This window comes from Corynebacterium sp. HMSC05D08 (assembly GCF_001807215.1).
Lineage (GTDB): Bacteria > Actinomycetota > Actinomycetes > Mycobacteriales > Mycobacteriaceae > Corynebacterium > Corynebacterium striatum.
The window spans coordinates 64,546-78,687 of sequence record NZ_KV788340.1 but is presented as its reverse complement, the minus strand read 5'-3'; the positions used below and the strand labels follow the sequence as shown (position 1 = coordinate 78,687).

16 protein-coding genes are annotated in these 14,142 nt (G+C 59.7%); 7 read left to right on the top strand and 9 right to left on the bottom strand.

Features of this window, described 5'->3' with window-relative positions:
• The first annotated feature begins 4 nt into the window (after window positions 1-4).
• Window positions 5-376 (top strand): helix-turn-helix domain-containing protein, encoded by a 372-nt coding sequence (locus HMPREF3148_RS08000; protein ID WP_034656969.1) that lies wholly within the window; start codon window positions 5-7, stop codon window positions 374-376.
• A 141-nt stretch (window positions 377-517) separates the two neighbouring features.
• Window positions 518-1,378 (top strand): PspA/IM30 family protein, encoded by an 861-nt coding sequence (locus tag HMPREF3148_RS07995; protein WP_005529001.1) that lies wholly within the window; start codon window positions 518-520, stop codon window positions 1,376-1,378.
• Window positions 1,379-1,529: 151 nt separating this feature from the next.
• Here HMPREF3148_RS07995 and HMPREF3148_RS07990 read toward each other — a convergent pair whose 3' ends face one another.
• The 3 genes from HMPREF3148_RS07990 to HMPREF3148_RS07980 form a co-directional block, all read right to left on the bottom strand.
• Window positions 1,530-2,144 carry an energy-coupling factor transporter transmembrane component T family protein gene (locus tag HMPREF3148_RS07990; RefSeq protein ID WP_070508992.1) on the bottom strand — a complete coding sequence of 205 codons (615 nt, stop codon included), beginning with the start codon at window positions 2,142-2,144 and terminating at the stop codon, window positions 1,530-1,532.
• A 75-nt stretch (window positions 2,145-2,219) separates the two neighbouring features.
• Window positions 2,220-2,912 (bottom strand): energy-coupling factor ABC transporter ATP-binding protein, encoded by a 693-nt coding sequence (locus HMPREF3148_RS07985; protein WP_070508991.1) that lies wholly within the window; start codon window positions 2,910-2,912, stop codon window positions 2,220-2,222.
• A 5-nt stretch (window positions 2,913-2,917) separates the two neighbouring features.
• Window positions 2,918-3,508: a biotin transporter BioY gene (locus tag HMPREF3148_RS07980; RefSeq protein WP_046645313.1), complete on the bottom strand. Its 591-nt coding sequence runs from the start codon at window positions 3,506-3,508 to the stop codon at window positions 2,918-2,920.
• Window positions 3,509-3,654: 146 nt separating this feature from the next.
• On the opposite strand from HMPREF3148_RS07980, the gene HMPREF3148_RS07975 reads away from it, so the two are divergent.
• The 3 genes from HMPREF3148_RS07975 to recX all read left to right on the top strand — a co-directional run bounded on the left by HMPREF3148_RS07975 (window position 3,655) and on the right by recX (window position 5,844).
• The gene (locus HMPREF3148_RS07975; RefSeq protein ID WP_049145047.1) at window positions 3,655-3,870 is read left to right on the top strand and encodes a DUF3046 domain-containing protein; all 216 of its coding nucleotides are present in this window, start codon (window positions 3,655-3,657) and stop codon (window positions 3,868-3,870) included.
• Window positions 3,871-4,110: 240 nt separating this feature from the next.
• Window positions 4,111-5,244, top strand: coding sequence for a recombinase RecA (gene recA / locus HMPREF3148_RS07970; protein WP_005529010.1), 1,134 nt, complete (start codon window positions 4,111-4,113; stop codon window positions 5,242-5,244).
• Window positions 5,245-5,844 carry a recombination regulator RecX gene (gene recX, locus HMPREF3148_RS07965; protein ID WP_049063444.1) on the top strand — a complete coding sequence of 200 codons (600 nt, stop codon included), beginning with the start codon at window positions 5,245-5,247 and terminating at the stop codon, window positions 5,842-5,844.
• 45 nt (window positions 5,845-5,889) lie between these two features.
• Here recX and HMPREF3148_RS07960 read toward each other — a convergent pair whose 3' ends face one another.
• The 4 genes from HMPREF3148_RS07960 to gluA all read right to left on the bottom strand — a co-directional run bounded on the left by HMPREF3148_RS07960 (window position 5,890) and on the right by gluA (window position 9,221).
• Complete coding sequence (locus HMPREF3148_RS07960) at window positions 5,890-6,828, bottom strand: amino acid ABC transporter permease (RefSeq protein ID WP_005529012.1); 939 nt, start codon at window positions 6,826-6,828, stop codon at window positions 5,890-5,892.
• Window positions 6,828-7,514, bottom strand: coding sequence for a glutamate ABC transporter permease GluC (gluC, locus tag HMPREF3148_RS07955; protein WP_049063442.1), 687 nt, complete (start codon window positions 7,512-7,514; stop codon window positions 6,828-6,830). Before gluC ends, HMPREF3148_RS07960 begins: the two co-directional genes overlap by 1 nt.
• 62 nt (window positions 7,515-7,576) lie before the next feature.
• Window positions 7,577-8,464 (bottom strand): glutamate ABC transporter substrate-binding protein, encoded by an 888-nt coding sequence (locus HMPREF3148_RS07950; RefSeq protein ID WP_070508990.1) that lies wholly within the window; start codon window positions 8,462-8,464, stop codon window positions 7,577-7,579.
• Window positions 8,465-8,492: 28 nt separating this feature from the next.
• Window positions 8,493-9,221: a glutamate ABC transporter ATP-binding protein GluA gene (gene gluA, locus HMPREF3148_RS07945; protein ID WP_049145056.1), complete on the bottom strand. Its 729-nt coding sequence runs from the start codon at window positions 9,219-9,221 to the stop codon at window positions 8,493-8,495.
• A 266-nt stretch (window positions 9,222-9,487) separates the two neighbouring features.
• Here gluA and miaB point away from each other — a divergent pair, with 266 nt between their 5' ends.
• Together miaB and HMPREF3148_RS07935 are read left to right on the top strand one after the other, a co-directional pair.
• On the top strand, window positions 9,488-11,101 hold the full coding sequence (gene miaB, locus HMPREF3148_RS07940; protein WP_256364831.1) for a tRNA (N6-isopentenyl adenosine(37)-C2)-methylthiotransferase MiaB: 1,614 nt from the start codon (window positions 9,488-9,490) through the stop codon (window positions 11,099-11,101).
• A gap of 19 nt (window positions 11,102-11,120) precedes the next feature.
• Complete coding sequence (locus HMPREF3148_RS07935; protein ID WP_070508989.1) at window positions 11,121-11,732, top strand: Rv2732c family membrane protein; 612 nt, start codon at window positions 11,121-11,123, stop codon at window positions 11,730-11,732.
• Here the strand turns inward: HMPREF3148_RS07935 and HMPREF3148_RS07930 are convergent.
• Window positions 11,729-12,766 carry a GNAT family N-acetyltransferase gene (locus tag HMPREF3148_RS07930; RefSeq protein WP_246818808.1) on the bottom strand — a complete coding sequence of 346 codons (1,038 nt, stop codon included), beginning with the start codon at window positions 12,764-12,766 and terminating at the stop codon, window positions 11,729-11,731. The two genes, HMPREF3148_RS07935 and HMPREF3148_RS07930, sit on opposite strands and share 4 nt — an antisense overlap.
• Before the next feature lie 62 nt (window positions 12,767-12,828).
• Window positions 12,829-14,136: a DUF349 domain-containing protein gene (locus HMPREF3148_RS07925; RefSeq protein WP_070508987.1), complete on the bottom strand. Its 1,308-nt coding sequence runs from the start codon at window positions 14,134-14,136 to the stop codon at window positions 12,829-12,831.
• Between the last annotated feature and the right edge of the window lie 6 nt (window positions 14,137-14,142).

Here is a 14,142-nt window from a genome sequence, read left to right as displayed (position 1 = left end):
GATGATGAACACTACAACAGCACTTCTTGAAAAGCCTTTAAACGCCACCCAGGCGCGGGTACCGGGTGCCGTCGAAACCCCTAAACGCGCTCCGGAACCGCTCCTTCGTGAGGCTTTGGGGCTCACGCTCCGCGCCTTCCGCGCTGACAAGGGCGTGACTCTCCGCGAGCTCGCCGGCGTGGCCCGTGTATCCCCGGGTTACCTCTCCGAGCTAGAGCGTGGACGCAAGGAAGTATCTTCAGAGCTTCTGGCGTCTGTCTGCCATGCGCTCGAGGTAAGCGTTGCTGACGTTCTCATTGAGGCAGCGGGCTACATGGCACTGCCGTCGATGGATGAGGAACTGGCGTCGACTGCCCCTGCAGCATCTGAGCTCTAACTAGCTTTTAATAGCCCGCGCTCCACAGCGAACTTTATGCCCTAGGCAACGCAGTGAAGCGCGGGCTTCGCTAGTATAGAGAACCGGAGAAATACTTTTTCAGAAAATTTTGAAAGCTAATTAGGAAGGCCCCAGAATACAATGGCGAATCCATTCGTAAAGGCATGGAAGTACTTGATGGCACTCTTCGATTCCAAGATCGAAGAAAATGCTGATCCGAAGGTTCAGATCGAGCAGGCTATCGAGGAAGCACAGCGTCAGCACCAGGAGCTTTCGCAGCAGGCAGCTGCTGTCATTGGTAACCAGCGTCAGCTGGAGATGCAGCTTAACCGTCGCCTGAGCGAAATTGAGAAGCTGCAGGGCAATACCCGCCAGGCTCTAGAGCTCGCTGATAAAGCTCGTGCTGCAGGTGACGCAACCAAGGCCACCGAGTACGAGAACGCTGCGGAGGCTTTCGCTGCACAGCTCGTTACTGCTGAGCAGTCTGTAGAGGACACCAAGAAGCTTCACGATCAGGCACTTCAGCAGGCTGAGCAGGCTAAGAAGGCTGTCGAGCGCAACGGCATGGCTCTGCGTGAGAAGGTCAACGAGCGCTCCAAGCTGCTGTCTCAGCTTGAGCAGGCCAAGATGCAGGAGAAGGTCTCCGAGTCGCTTAACTCCATGAACGAGCTGACCGCGAACGGCAACTCCCCTTCGCTGGATTCTGTGCGTGACAAGATTGAGCGCCGCTACACCAAGGCATTGGGCCAGGCTGAGCTCGCCGAGAACTCCGTTTCTAATCGCATGCACGAGATTGAGCAGGCTGGCGTTCAGCTCGCAGGCCACTCCCGTCTCGAGCAGATTCGTGCTGAAATGAACACCACCAAGGCTGTGGAGGGCAACCCCCAGCAGGCAATCGAGGGCAACCGCACTGCTGGTTCCGCTGCTGACAAGGCAGCTCAGCCAAATGCTGCAGCTGATGATGCTGTCCAGGCTCGTCTCCGCGAGTTGCGCGGCGAGTAAGCCTTAATTGACGCTACGAAAGTAGCCGATAGCCTCGAGCATAGGAAGGGCCTCACCCTTGGCATCCGCCGGGTGAGGCCCTTCCTGCATGTAGTGAGTTTCTGGGGACTGAAACTCGGGTTCCAAATTCATGGAGCTACTCTTGCTAGCGCTAATCGCCGACGCCGCGGGCTTGCAGGGCCTCACCCATGGCCTGGGCGCGGCGGATAGAGCGGATGACCACCGGTGTACCGAAGGCGAGCAGTGACGTGCCGGCGCCGCGTGCTTTGCGGGCGTCGAGGACTTCATTGACTGTGCCGAGCATTAGCGGCAACAGACGGATTGTCAGCGACATGGCAAGGCTGAGGTTTTCTACCGGCAGTCCGAGTTTCGCGAAAGGCTGTAGTGCCCGCTCGAAAGACTCCATCATGTCTGAAACCTTGGTAGTCAAGGTCAGCAAAACGGCCGCGATGATTGAGGCATAGACACTAAAAAACATCACCACTGCGGTGACAAAGTCCTTTTGCCACCACTGAAACGCGGCTAGGGCCAGCAAGAGATAAAGAGGCGGCAAAAGTTGGCCCCATGCCACACTGATAGGGATACGTGCAATGGGGTAGTAAGCCACTGCTATCGCGGCGGCGCCGATCGCGGTGGGAATGGATTTAGCCCACAGTGTGGTGACCACAATGAATGTAATGAGAACCACAAACTTCACCCGCGTCGGACACCGGTGGATGATGGTGTCGGCATCAACGTAATAGCCAAGGGGGATGCTTTTCGGCACGGCTGGCTTCCTACTTCACAAAGGGTTTCGGTTGGGGTGATTGTTGAGTGGGTCGGTTCTTTTAAGCTGACTTCTTTAGAGCGGCCGTGAGGCCATGAGTTTGCGGTAGAAAGTGATGACCTCCTCGGGTGCGCCGTCGGCAGCAATCTTGTGGTCATCGATGCAGATGACGCGGTCGAAGTCATTGATGAATTCGAGGTCGTGGGTGACCACGATGAGTTGCTGCTCAAGTGCCGCGAACTCACGCCGGATGCGGTCACGGTTGCGTAGGTCGAGCAAGGTTGTCGGCTCGTCGGCGATGATGAGCGACGGGTCCATGACTAGTACAGCCGCCAGCGCAAGCAATTGTTTCTGACCACCTGACAGCGTGTGTGGTGATTGCTCCGCTAGATGTGAGAGCCCGAATCTCTCGAGGGCGGCGTCGACACGCGCCTTCTTTTCTTCCTTAGCTAGTTTCATGCGACGCAAGGAAAAGGCGACGTCGTCACGCACATTTGGCATCACGATTTGGTTCTCTGCATCGGAGAATACGAAGCCCACTTTGCGGCGGACTTCTTTGCCGCTCTTCGCTACATCGACGGCGTCGACAAGCACTGTGCCCGTAGTTGGCTCACCCAAACCATTGATGAGACGCGTCAGCGTGGACTTGCCCCCACCGTTGGCACCGATGATTCCAATGCGCTGCTCACTGAGGGTCAGGTTGATATCAGAAAGGATCTCCTTGTCCTCGAAAGAGACGCAGACCCCTTGAAATTCAATTGTTGGCATAGTGCTTAAGCCGCGGATTCAGCCTTCTTTGTCACAGGCTTGCGGCCCATGAGATCAGGGAAAGCTGAGTGCACACCGATGGCGATGATGATCATGATCACCAGCTTGAGCGCATCTGGGCCGAGGAATGGAATCTGTGCCAGGGCAGCTTCGCCCCAGCCCATGCCCGCGCGCAGCGCCAGGCCGACGGTGCCGCAAGCGTACTGAATGAGCAAGCTGACAAAGCCGGCGACGGTAATCATGATGGCAAGGCCTGTCTTGTTGCGCGGTGCACGGTAGGCCACAGCGCCGCCGATGGCAGGGGAGATGAGGTAGCCCACGATGTAACCAACGGTTGGGCCAGGCAGGGCGCTGATGACGCTACGTCCGCCAGCAAGGACCGGAAGGCCTACGAGGCCGAGAACGATAAACAGCAGGCCCACGAAGAATCCGCGGCGACCGCCGAGAACTAGACCCGCCAGGGTAATGACGGCGTTCTGGATAACGATGGGAACACCGGAGACAGGACTTGGAATGGAAACGAACGCAAAAACGATGATGAGAGCGGTAAAGACTGCAACATATGCGATGTCAGTCGCGACAGAGTTCTTTTTCATGGTGGGGAGATTACACGTTTGCCAACGAAGCAGGAAACCGGCAGTTTTGAACAGCGTTCAACGTGGGGTTTCGGCGGCGCTCTATGCCCTAGATGGGGGACTTGTCCTAGGGAGGGTGTGCAAGGCCGCCCTGTAGGATGGCTGGCATGCGATTGACGGAATATCACCAACTGGTTGTCGACGAGTTCGGCGAGTCCGAGGGGAAGTGGATTAGCCATTCCCATGTACTAGCAAAATATGGTGAGACCGCCGACGAGCTAATAGAGCGAGGTGTTGACCCGGGCGACGTGTGGGACGGATTGTGCGATGACTTTGACGTTCCCGAAGAAAGGCGCCTTGGGGTCGACTATCCAACCTTGTAATCGTTAGCTCGGCCTTTCGAACGCGTTGAAACCTTTATGGCCTGAAAATAGAACAGACACGTTGAATTTGAGTGGAAATTCGAACATCTGTGTGTGTATTGTTGTGGGGGATGTCAAGCTGATTCGATAGCTTTTGTCTGTCGGCGGAACCAGTGTTGCGCAATAACAGTCTAAAAAGAAGAACTCGCGCTCATCGGCGCGTGAATCATTCTGCGTAAATAATCAAAGTTAGGGAAATAAATGGCAACCAAGAAGAAGTCCACTGCCGCGGCAGCTAAAGGTGATGACCGCCAAAAGGCTCTTGACGCCGCAATGGCGATGATTGAGAAGGATTTTGGTAAAGGCGCAGTCATGCGTCTGGGTGATGACGAACGCCCGCCAATCCAGGCGATCTCCTCCGGTAATACCGCGATCGATATTGCTCTGGGTATCGGTGGTTTCCCGCGCGGCCGTATCGTTGAGATTTACGGTCCTGAGTCTTCCGGTAAGACAACTGTTGCGTTGCACGCCATTGCTTCTGCGCAGAAGGACGGCGGCATTGCTGCCTTTATCGATGCGGAGCACGCATTGGATCCGGAATACGCCCGTCTGCTGGGCGTAGACACCGACAACCTCTTGGTCTCCCAGCCGGATACTGGTGAGCAGGCGCTGGAAATCGCGGACATGCTTGTTCGCTCCGGCGCTATTGACATCATCGTTATTGACTCCGTGGCAGCGCTGACCCCGAAGGCAGAAATTGAGGGCGAGATGGGGGACTCCCATGTGGGTCTCCAAGCTCGTCTGATGTCCCAGGCATTGCGCAAGATGACCGGTGCGCTTTATAACTCCGGCACTACCGCAATCTTCATTAACCAGCTGCGCGAGAAGATTGGTGTCATGTTCGGTTCGCCGGAGACCACCACTGGTGGTAAGGCGCTGAAGTTCTACGCATCTGTCCGTTGCGACATCCGCCGCATTCAGACCCTGAAGGACGGCCAGGATGCAATTGGTAACCGCACCAAGATCAAGATCGTGAAGAACAAAGTCTCCCCACCATTTAAGATTGCCGAGTTCGACATCATGTATGGCGAGGGCATCTCTAGGGAGTCCTCCATCATCGATTTGGGCGTGGAACATGGCTTCATCAAGAAGTCCGGTTCCTGGTTTACCTATGAAGGTGACCAGCTCGGTCAGGGTAAGGAGAAGGCGCGTAACTTCTTGAAGGAAAACAAGGACCTCGCTGACGAGATCGAGAAAAAGATCTTCAACAAGTTGGGGATCGGCTCTGGTGCGACTACCGACGAAGACATTCCAATGGACGTGCCAGGTGCGGATGATCCGCTAACTGATGAGGCAGTCGACTTGGTGCCAAACGTCGACTTTGACGACGAATAAATGAACAAGCCCGCCCCAGAGAAGCTCGAGAAGCTACGCCGGGCGCTGGAAGATTATGAATCCGGCGCCACTGGAGGCGGGCTTTTTGATGTCGAAGCAGAAGAAGCTAAAGCAAAGGTACGCAATCGTGCGTTGCTGTTACTGGATCAGCGCGCGCGTTCGCGAAAGGAACTCTCCGATCGTCTCATTGGGTTGGAGTTTGACCCGGAGGTCGTCGAGTCGGTGCTTGACGATCTTGCGAACGTGGGCCTGCTCGATGACGCGGCATTCGCGCGTGAATGGGTGCGCCAACGCCATGCGCGTCGCGGCAAGTCGGCGCGGGTGCTCGACCGCGAGCTGCAGCGCAAGGGGGTAGCGCAAGCAGACCGCGCGGAGGCGCTCGAGCAGGTGACGCAGGAGTCCGAGCAGTCCATCATGGAGGAGCTCGCTGCTAAGAAGGCTCGCTCGGTGAAGACGATCCCGGAAGACCGTGCGGAGCGCGACAAGGCGCTGCGGCGCATCGTGGGCGTGCTTGCCCGCCGCGGCTTTAACGAGGGTGCGTCGTTGCGCGTGGCGAAGGCGGCTCTCGAGGCGCGCTGCGCGGAGCTGGAAAACGAGTAAACCCCCAGCTGGTTGCTGAGGGTTCGGCTTGCCCATGTGAGGTGTTTATTCCGCGGGGTTGCGGATTTCCTTGTAGCCGGGTGCGTGCCAATCGGCGTTGACCTCGTCCTTGGTGTCGAGGCCCTGCGAGCGATGGTGCGGCACGGCGGCCACGATATTCTTGCGGGCGCGGCCGGCGCGCAGCTGGCGCTCGATGCGTTGGGCCAGCACTGTCAGTCCCCAGTTGATAAGGATCATGATGATGGCGACGGCGATGAGCGAAGCCAGGTAGTTTTTGTTGAAGGACGCGGACTGGATACCGGAGCGGACAACTTCGACATAGCCGATCTGGTAGCCGAGCGCGGAGTCCTTGAGGGCGATGACCATCTGCGAGATGAGCGCAGGAAGCATCGCCGCGACGGCCTGGGGGAGCAGCACCTTGAACATGGTCTGCTGGTGGCTCAGTCCCAGCGCCTTAGCTGCCTCGGTTTGGCCCTTGGGCAGCGAACGGATGCCGGAGCGCAGAATCTCGGCGACGACGGAGCCGTTGTAGAGCGTGAGCGCGAAGACAACGGCACCGAAAGCGAGGTGCTTGGACGGCACGAGGTCGTAGACCGCGAAGAGCTGGTAGGCGAAAATCATGAGCAGCAGCACGGGGATGGCGCGGAAGAACTCCACGACCACGCCGCACACCCAGCGGATGGGGCGGTGCTCGCTCAGGCGTCCCAGACCGAAGACCACGCCAAAGACGATGGCCAACAGAATGGAGGCGACGGCGGAGAATATCGTGCCCTTGAGACCCGGGAGCAGATACGTCGTCCATGTCTGCGAGTTGAGGAACGGCGTCCACAGCTCAGGGCTGAGCTGGTTGCGCTCGTTCAACTTCATAAACACCCACGCGAGGACCGCGGTGGCGACGATGGCGGTGATGACTGTATAGATGGCGTTGTTGCGTCGGCCCTTGGGGCCGGGGGCATCGTAAAGCACTGTGGCGCGTACGGACATTATTTCTTCACCGCCAATTTTTCAGAGAGCTTGCCCAGGCCAAGGCCCATGGGCAGGGTGAGGATGATGAAGCCTGCTGCGAAGATGAGGAAGATGACAAAGAGCTGGCTGGCGTGGAACTCGATGGTCGACTTCATGAGCAGCGAGGCCTCGGCGACGCCGATGACGGACGCGATGGTCGTGTTCTTCGTTAGCGCGATGAGTGTATTGCCCAGCGGGACGATAGCCGCGCGGACTGCCTGTGGGAAGACGATGGTGCTAAATGTCTGGGTAAAGGACAGCCCGAGCGAGCGGGCGGCCTCTGCCTGACCGAAGTCCACGGTGTTGATGCCGGAGCGCAACGACTCGGCGACGAAGGCGGAGGTGTAGAGGATAAAGCCCACGATGGCCAAGCGCACGTTGTTGTCGATGAGGAATGTCGCCGACTCGCGGCTCGCGAGCGTGACGCCGAGGGTCTGGTACAGGCCGAAGGAACAGAACAGCACGACCAGCGTGAGTGGCGTATTGCGCACGATCGTGATGTACGTCGTAGCCAGGAAGCGCAGAATGCCGACGGGGGAGACGCGCATCGCGGTCAGGATGGTGCCTAGAATCATGGAACCCAACGCCGACCACAGCGTGAGTTTGATAGTGAGCCAAAACGCGGGCCAGAGTTCTGGACCCAGCTGGCTCCACATGGAGCTCATGGTTTCTCCTCGTTCATTGGGGATGGGAGGGGCCGGGCTTTTGTGCCCGGCCTAAGGGGGCGTTATTCCACGAAGGACAGGTCGCCCGGGGTACCCGGCTCGATGGCGTCGCCCTTGCCGAGGTTGGCAGAGACGAGCTTGTCGAACTCGCCGGAGGAGTGCATCTCCTTGAGCGCAGCGTTGATGGCTTCCGTGGCCTCTTGGTCGTCCTTGGCCAGGCCGATGCCGTAGTACTCGTCGGTGAACGGCTTGCCGTCCTTCTCGAGCTCGACGACCTTGAACTTGCCCTCGTTCTGGGCGGCGTAGCCGTTGAGGATGGTCGCGTCCGTGGTCATCGCGTCGATGGTGCCCTGGGAGAGTGCCTCAACGCAGGAGGAGTAGGTGTCGAACTCCTGAAGCTGGACGGACGGCAGAGCCTCCTTGACCTTCTGAGCCGGGGTAGAGCCGGTGACAGAGCAGAGGATCTTGCCGTCGAGACCGTCGAGACCCTTAATTTCCGCGTTGTCAGCAGAAACGAGCAGGGCCTGGTGGGTGACAAGGTATGGGCCACCGAAGTTGACCTTCTCTGCGCGGGAGGCGTTGATGGAGTAGGTCGCGGCGATCATGTCGACCTGGCCGTTCTCGATGAGGGTCTCGCGCTGCGCGGAGGGGGTTTCCTTCCACTCGATTTTTGGCTCAGCCCAACCCTTCTCCTTGGCGATGTGGTTGACGACGTAGGTCGCGACGTCGACGTCCAGGCCGGACATGGACCCGTCGCCCTCGCGCAGGCCGAGACCCGGCTGGTCGAACTTGGTGCCGAGGGTGACGTTGCCAGACTCGATGTGGGCGAGTAGGCCCTCGCCTTCGCCGGAGGCGGAGTCGGAGGAGCCGCCGCAGGCAGCGAGCAGGGCGCCAGAGGCAAGGACGGCGGAGGTGGCGGCGATAACGCGGGTGATGTGGGAACCAGACATGGTGTTTCTCCTTGAGATGAGGATGGGATTAATGGTGGAGGATCTTGCCCAGGAAGTCCCGGGCGCGACCCGATTGCGGGTTGGTGAAGAAAGAGTCAGGGTCGGTATCTTCGACGATCTCGCCGTCGGCCATGAACAAGATGCGGTCTGCGGCTTTGCGGGCGAATCCCATCTCGTGCGTGACGACGACCATGGTCATGCCCTCCTTGGCGAGGTCCGTCATGACGTCCAAGACCTCGTTGACCATCTCCGGATCGAGAGCGGAGGTCGGTTCATCGAAGAGCATGACCTTCGGCTTCATCGCGAGCGCGCGGGCGATGGCGACGCGCTGTTGCTGGCCACCGGAGAGCTGCGCCGGGTATTTGTCTGCCTGGTTGGCAATCCCCACGCGGTCGAGGAGCTGGAGTGCTAGGTCGTTCGCGGCGGACTTGGACATCTTGCGCACCTTGATGGGGCCCAGCGTTACGTTGTCCTTGATAGTCAAGTGAGGGAAGAGGTTGAACTGCTGGAAGACCATGCCCACGTCGGCGCGCAACGTGGCCAGGGCCTTGCCTTCCTCCGGCAGTGGGGTGCCGTCGATGGCGATGGAGCCGGACTCGATGGTCTCGAGGCGGTTGATGGTGCGGCACAGCGTGGACTTACCGGATCCCGAGGGGCCGAGCACGACAACGACTTCGCCGCGCTGGATCTCGAGATTAATGTCGCGCAATGCGTGATAATCGTCGAAGTACTTTTGTACGTCGCTGATGCGAATCATTGGGGAGTCGCTCACATCATTACTTCCTTCTGTATGTTGAACGGGTCATGTTGGGATAATAGGGTGCGCTGTGTCACAAGGTTGGGCAATAGGGTCACGTTTTGATAACGCTTCACCCGTCTGTAAAGAGGATTCTATCTGTCGTAATATAGAAATACCTGGTAAATGAGGAGAAATATTCATGCGGCGAAGTTGGTAAACAGGGGAAGAGCGCGGTTATGAGTTACCCCCGAGCGTCGTTAGAATGAACCGACGTGAGCGCCCCCATGAACACTAGAAACCCCAAGAACGCCGTCACCGGAGTTGATCCGGAGGTCGCCCTCGGCCAGATCGCGCAGAGCGCCGGCACCAACCCGGATGGTTCCGCCCGCACCTATGAGGTGCGTACTTTCGGCTGCCAGATGAACGTCCACGATTCTGAGCGCATCTCGGGCCTGCTCGAAGAGGCTGGCTATGTTGCCGCCGCGGAGGAACAAGAGCCTGACCTCATCGTCTTCAATACCTGCGCGGTGCGTGAGAACGCCGATAAGCGCCTGTACGGCACGTTGGGCGCGCTGAAGAAGACCAAGGAAAACCACCCTGGCATGCAGATCGCCGTGGGCGGTTGCTTGGCGCAGAAAGACAAAGATACCGTCCTCGACAACGCACCGTGGGTCGATGCAGTCTTCGGCACCCACAACATGGCAGCACTTCCCACGCTGCTCGAGCGCGCTCGCCACAACGACGAGGCACAGGTGGAAATCGTCGATTCTCTAGAGGCCTTCCCGTCCGTGCTCCCGGCCAAGCGCGAGTCCGCCTACGCCGGCTGGGTATCCGTGTCCGTGGGCTGCAACAACACTTGTACCTTCTGCATCGTTCCTTCCCTCCGCGGTAAAGAAGAGGATCGCCGCCCAGGTGACATCCTCGCTGAGGTTCAAGCCCTGGTTGACCAGGGTGTTTCCGAGGTCACGCTCCTTGGACAGAACGTCAATGCCTATGGAGTGAACTTCGCTGACCCAGATCTGCCGCGTGACAAGTTCGCCTTTTCCAAGCTGCTGCGCGAGGTAGGCAAGATTGAGGGCCTCGAGCGCCTGCGCTTTACCTCGCCGCACCCAGCTGAGTTCACCTCTGACGTCATCGACGCCATGGCTGAGACCCCGGCCGTGTGTCCGCAGCTGCACATGCCTTTGCAGTCTGGCTCCGATCGCATCCTGAAAGAGATGCGCCGTTCCTACCGTTCTAAGAAGTTCTTGGCCATCCTCGACGAAGTGCGCGAAAAAATGCCACACGCGGCGATCACCACCGACATCATCGTCGGCTTCCCGGGCGAGACCGAAGAGGACTTCGAGGCCACCATGGACGTCGTCAAGCGCGCGCGTTTCGCCTCCGCCTTCACTTTCCAGTACTCGCCGCGCCCGGGCACTCCGGCTGCCGAGATGGAGCAGCAGGTACCCAAGCACATCGTGCAAGAGCGCTTCGAGCGTCTGGTTGCCCTGCAGGATTCCATTCAGGCTGAAGAAAACGCCAAGCTCATCGGCACCGACGCTGAGCTGCTGGTCCAGGCCGAGGGAGGCCGCAAGGCAGGGGAGACCCACCGCCTGACGGGCCGCTCCCGCGATGGGCGCCTGGTGCACTTTGCGCCCGTGCTTGTCGACGCCGCTGGCACCCGCACCGACATCACCGCGGACATCCGCCCTGGCGACGTTGTTCACACCACCGTGACTGATGCTGGCTCCTTCTTCCTCGTGGCTGACTCCGGCGTGACCTCGCACCGCCGCACCAAGGCGGGCGATATGTCCGCAGCCGGTCAGACGCCCACCACCGCGCCGATTGGTGTGGGCCTGGGACTGCCGCGGATTGGCAAGCCTGCGCGCCAGCAAGATGACGCCTGCGGCTGCTAGAGGAGTACGCTAGACCACCATGAGTAATCAGTACGAACAAGCCCACGCCGCTGAACGCGCGGCTGCCAAGAAGATGGAACTGGGAAACCACAAGGTCACTCTCATCATCGCTATCGTGGTGTGGGTTGCGTACTTGGTTCTGCCCTATGCCGGCCCGGCGCATGGGTGGGAAGCGCTGCAACTGGGCACCACGGATGACGGCGTGCGGATCTCCATCATGGAAACTGTCTCTGCATGGTTCTCCCTCGTGGGCATTGGCGTGCTGACCACCCTGACTGTGGCCACACATCGCACCAACTTTGCGCTCGCCGCGTGGATGATGGTGGCCATTTCCCTCTTCATTAGCCTGTGGAGCTTCTGGTTCCGCGGTTCCACCGTTGATAGCCCTTCCATCGGCATGTGGGTAGGAATCCTCGCGAGCCTCATCGCCTTCCTTGCATACTGCCAAGTGGCGTTCAAGCGCAGCCCAGAGCAGGTCGCAGCTGCTGAGAAGGCCCGCCGCGAAGCCAGCAAGCTGGACCAGGTGGGAATCCTGCAAACCGAGGCAGCAACCACCCTCGCGCCGGAGGAGAACCCGCTGCTCATCGACGATCGGCGTCGCCAAGCAGCGCGGCGTTACAAGAAGTCCTAAAGCTTGAGCTCCCACGCCGACGATGTAGAGATGACCTCTGCACCAAGGTGCTGGTAGATGCGGTTCATGGCCGGATCGGCGTCGGCTACCGAGCAATAAGCACGGCGGGTATCAGGCCACCACTGAGCCACCTCGTGCAGTGCATGCAGCTTCGCTGACGTGGCTAGTCCCACGCGCCGCCTATCGCGCGCAGTGACCGTGAGCGTCCACTCGCATACCTCGGGATCTGCGTCGTGATGGCGTGCCAACTCGGTGAGCGCCACGATACGGCCTTCTTCCTCCACTGCGATGAGAAGCGTGTGTGACTTGCGCGCCCGCAGGCGGGAGTGGGCTTCGGCCAAGCGCTCCCGTGTCCAATTAATAGGCTCCGTGTTGAGATCCCCGTAGACCGCATCCGTGGATGCGACCGTTAGAAGGTCCAAGATGTCGTCGAGGTGATGCTCTGGGATGTCATAGTCCGCGAACACGTGGAAGCTGCGGCCCGCCACCGGGAAAGGCCGGGCAGGGGAGTCGGGGAACTCAATGAACATCTGGTGTTCTGAATGCTTGGGCTGGAATCCCAGCTCCGTGTAAGCGGTGGAAAAAGGATCGTAAGAGTAGTCCGCTTCAGCCGGGTAGAGCATGCCGATTTGCGCCACACTGCGACCAAACTGGCGGGCCAAGGCCATTGCGTGTTCGGCGAGCTGATGCGTTACGGCCAGCGCCTCGGGCTCAAGTTCTTCGCCCGGCAGGGGCAGGTAATCAGCGCCGAGCACGCATTCGATCTCGGCATTCTGGGTCTCCTCGAGCAGCGGAAGGGAGATATGGATAAAGCCGTCAAAGTCGAGCTCCGGGCTGGGCTCTACTGCTGGAATAGTGGGAAAGCCTAGCTTACCGACCTCCAGCGGGGTGTCCTCAGTCAGTCCAAACAAGTAGGTGACAGATTCGGTGGAACCTTGTAGGCGCTGTACCACCCGCGAAGGCGCGGAAGAGGCCGCGGGATCGCCGGAGGCCTCCTGTGCGTAAAGGTTCGCGTCGAAGACGAAACTGCGCACGCAGTCGGCGGGCTCCCCGCGGCCGGGTACGATCTGAACGAGCAATTACTTGCGGGTGACCGTCACTTGTCGTTGACTGCAGCGGCAGCTGCGTCGGCGAATTCCTGCCACTGCGCAGCCTGTGCGCGCAGGTCCTCGGCCTTCTTGGCATTGCCCTTGGACTCGGCTGCTGCAGCCTGAGCCGTCAAGTCATCAACCTTGGACTGGAACTGGGCTACGCGTGCCTGTGCTTCTGGATCAGTGCGGCGCCACTCGGAGTCCTCGGCCTCAGCGACGCGCTTTTCGAGTACCTCGATCTTTGCCTCGTACTCGCGGACCTGGTTACGCGGAACGTAGCCAATCTCCTCCCACTTTTCCTGCAGCTCACGCAGCTTTGCCTTGGCAGTCTCGATGGACTTGGAAGGATCGATCTGGGAATCGTACTCAGCGATGAGTGCGTCCTTGGCCGCAGCGTTGGCGGCGAACTCTTTGTCGCGCTCGTCATTGACAGCGTTGCGTGCAGAGAAGAAGTGGTCTTGTGCGGCGCGGAACTGCGCCCAGAGCTTGTCATCAGCCTCGCGCGGTGCGCGGCCGGCTGCCTTCCACTCGGTCATGAGGTCGCGGTAAGCGCGAGCGGTCTGACCCCATTCCGTGGAGTCCTGAAGTGCTACGGCGCGCTCAACAAGTTCCTCCTTGCGCTTGCGTGCGGCGGCGCGGTTGCGGTCGAGCTCCGCGAAGTGGGCGCCGCGGCGGCGGTTGAAGGAATCGCGCGCACGGGAGTAGCGCTTCCAGAGTGCGTCGTCAGTCTTGCGGTCAATGCCGCGGATCTGCTTCCACTCTTCGAGAATGGCGCGGATACGGTCACCCGCGGCCTTCCAGTCGGTGGAGTTTTCTGCGATGTCTTCTGCCTCGGCGGCCAGCTTCTCCTTGGCAGCGATGCCTTCCTCGCGGCGGCGTGCCTTGTCTGCCTGTGCCTGCTCACCGGCGGTTACGGAGTGCTCGATGACAGCGCCCAAGCGCTTATCGAGTGCCGCAATGTCGCCGATAACCGCAGCGGTAGGCAAGGTCTCACGCAGCTCAGCAGCGGTGGCTTTGATGGACTCAGCTTCGCCAGGATGCGCCTTGAGACGAGCCTCGAGGAGCTCGATCTCGGTGGAGAGATCGTCGTAACGTGCGCCGTAGTGAGCCAAGCCCTCGGCCGGGGTACCAGCCTTCCACTCGCTAATCTTGCGCTCGCCCTCCGGGGCGTTGACGTAGACCGAACCGTCTTCTTCCACGCGGCCCCACTTGGCCGGATCATTGTGAGGAGTCTGCTTCACCGGCTGCGCACCAGGACGAGGGCCTGGACGAGCACCCTTCTTGGGCATTGAACCTGGGGTTGGGATCGACATGGTTGA

Bases quoted from the DNA above. Each gene is read 5' to 3' on its own strand.
- HMPREF3148_RS07985 (WP_070508991.1), bottom strand. From the start codon at position 2,912: ATGCCAACAATTGAATTTCAAGGGGTCTGCGTCTCTTTCGAGGACAAG.
- HMPREF3148_RS07975 (WP_049145047.1), top strand. From the start codon at position 3,655: ATGCGATTGACGGAATATCACCAACTGGTTGTCGACGAGTTCGGCGAG.
- HMPREF3148_RS07925 (WP_070508987.1), bottom strand. From the start codon at position 14,136: ATGTCGATCCCAACCCCAGGTTCAATGCCCAAGAAGGGTGCTCGTCCA.
- HMPREF3148_RS07980 (WP_046645313.1), bottom strand. From the start codon at position 3,508: ATGAAAAAGAACTCTGTCGCGACTGACATCGCATATGTTGCAGTCTTT.
- miaB (WP_256364831.1), top strand. From the start codon at position 9,488: ATGAACACTAGAAACCCCAAGAACGCCGTCACCGGAGTTGATCCGGAG.
- HMPREF3148_RS07995 (WP_005529001.1), top strand. From the start codon at position 518: ATGGCGAATCCATTCGTAAAGGCATGGAAGTACTTGATGGCACTCTTC.
- HMPREF3148_RS07960 (WP_005529012.1), bottom strand. From the start codon at position 6,828: ATGTCCGTACGCGCCACAGTGCTTTACGATGCCCCCGGCCCCAAGGGC.
- recX (WP_049063444.1), top strand. From the start codon at position 5,245: ATGAACAAGCCCGCCCCAGAGAAGCTCGAGAAGCTACGCCGGGCGCTG.
- gluC (WP_049063442.1), bottom strand. From the start codon at position 7,514: ATGAGCTCCATGTGGAGCCAGCTGGGTCCAGAACTCTGGCCCGCGTTT.
- HMPREF3148_RS08000 (WP_034656969.1), top strand. From the start codon at position 5: ATGAACACTACAACAGCACTTCTTGAAAAGCCTTTAAACGCCACCCAG.
- gluA (WP_049145056.1), bottom strand. From the start codon at position 9,221: ATGATTCGCATCAGCGACGTACAAAAGTACTTCGACGATTATCACGCA.
- HMPREF3148_RS07950 (WP_070508990.1), bottom strand. From the start codon at position 8,464: ATGTCTGGTTCCCACATCACCCGCGTTATCGCCGCCACCTCCGCCGTC.
- recA (WP_005529010.1), top strand. From the start codon at position 4,111: ATGGCAACCAAGAAGAAGTCCACTGCCGCGGCAGCTAAAGGTGATGAC.
- HMPREF3148_RS07935 (WP_070508989.1), top strand. From the start codon at position 11,121: ATGAGTAATCAGTACGAACAAGCCCACGCCGCTGAACGCGCGGCTGCC.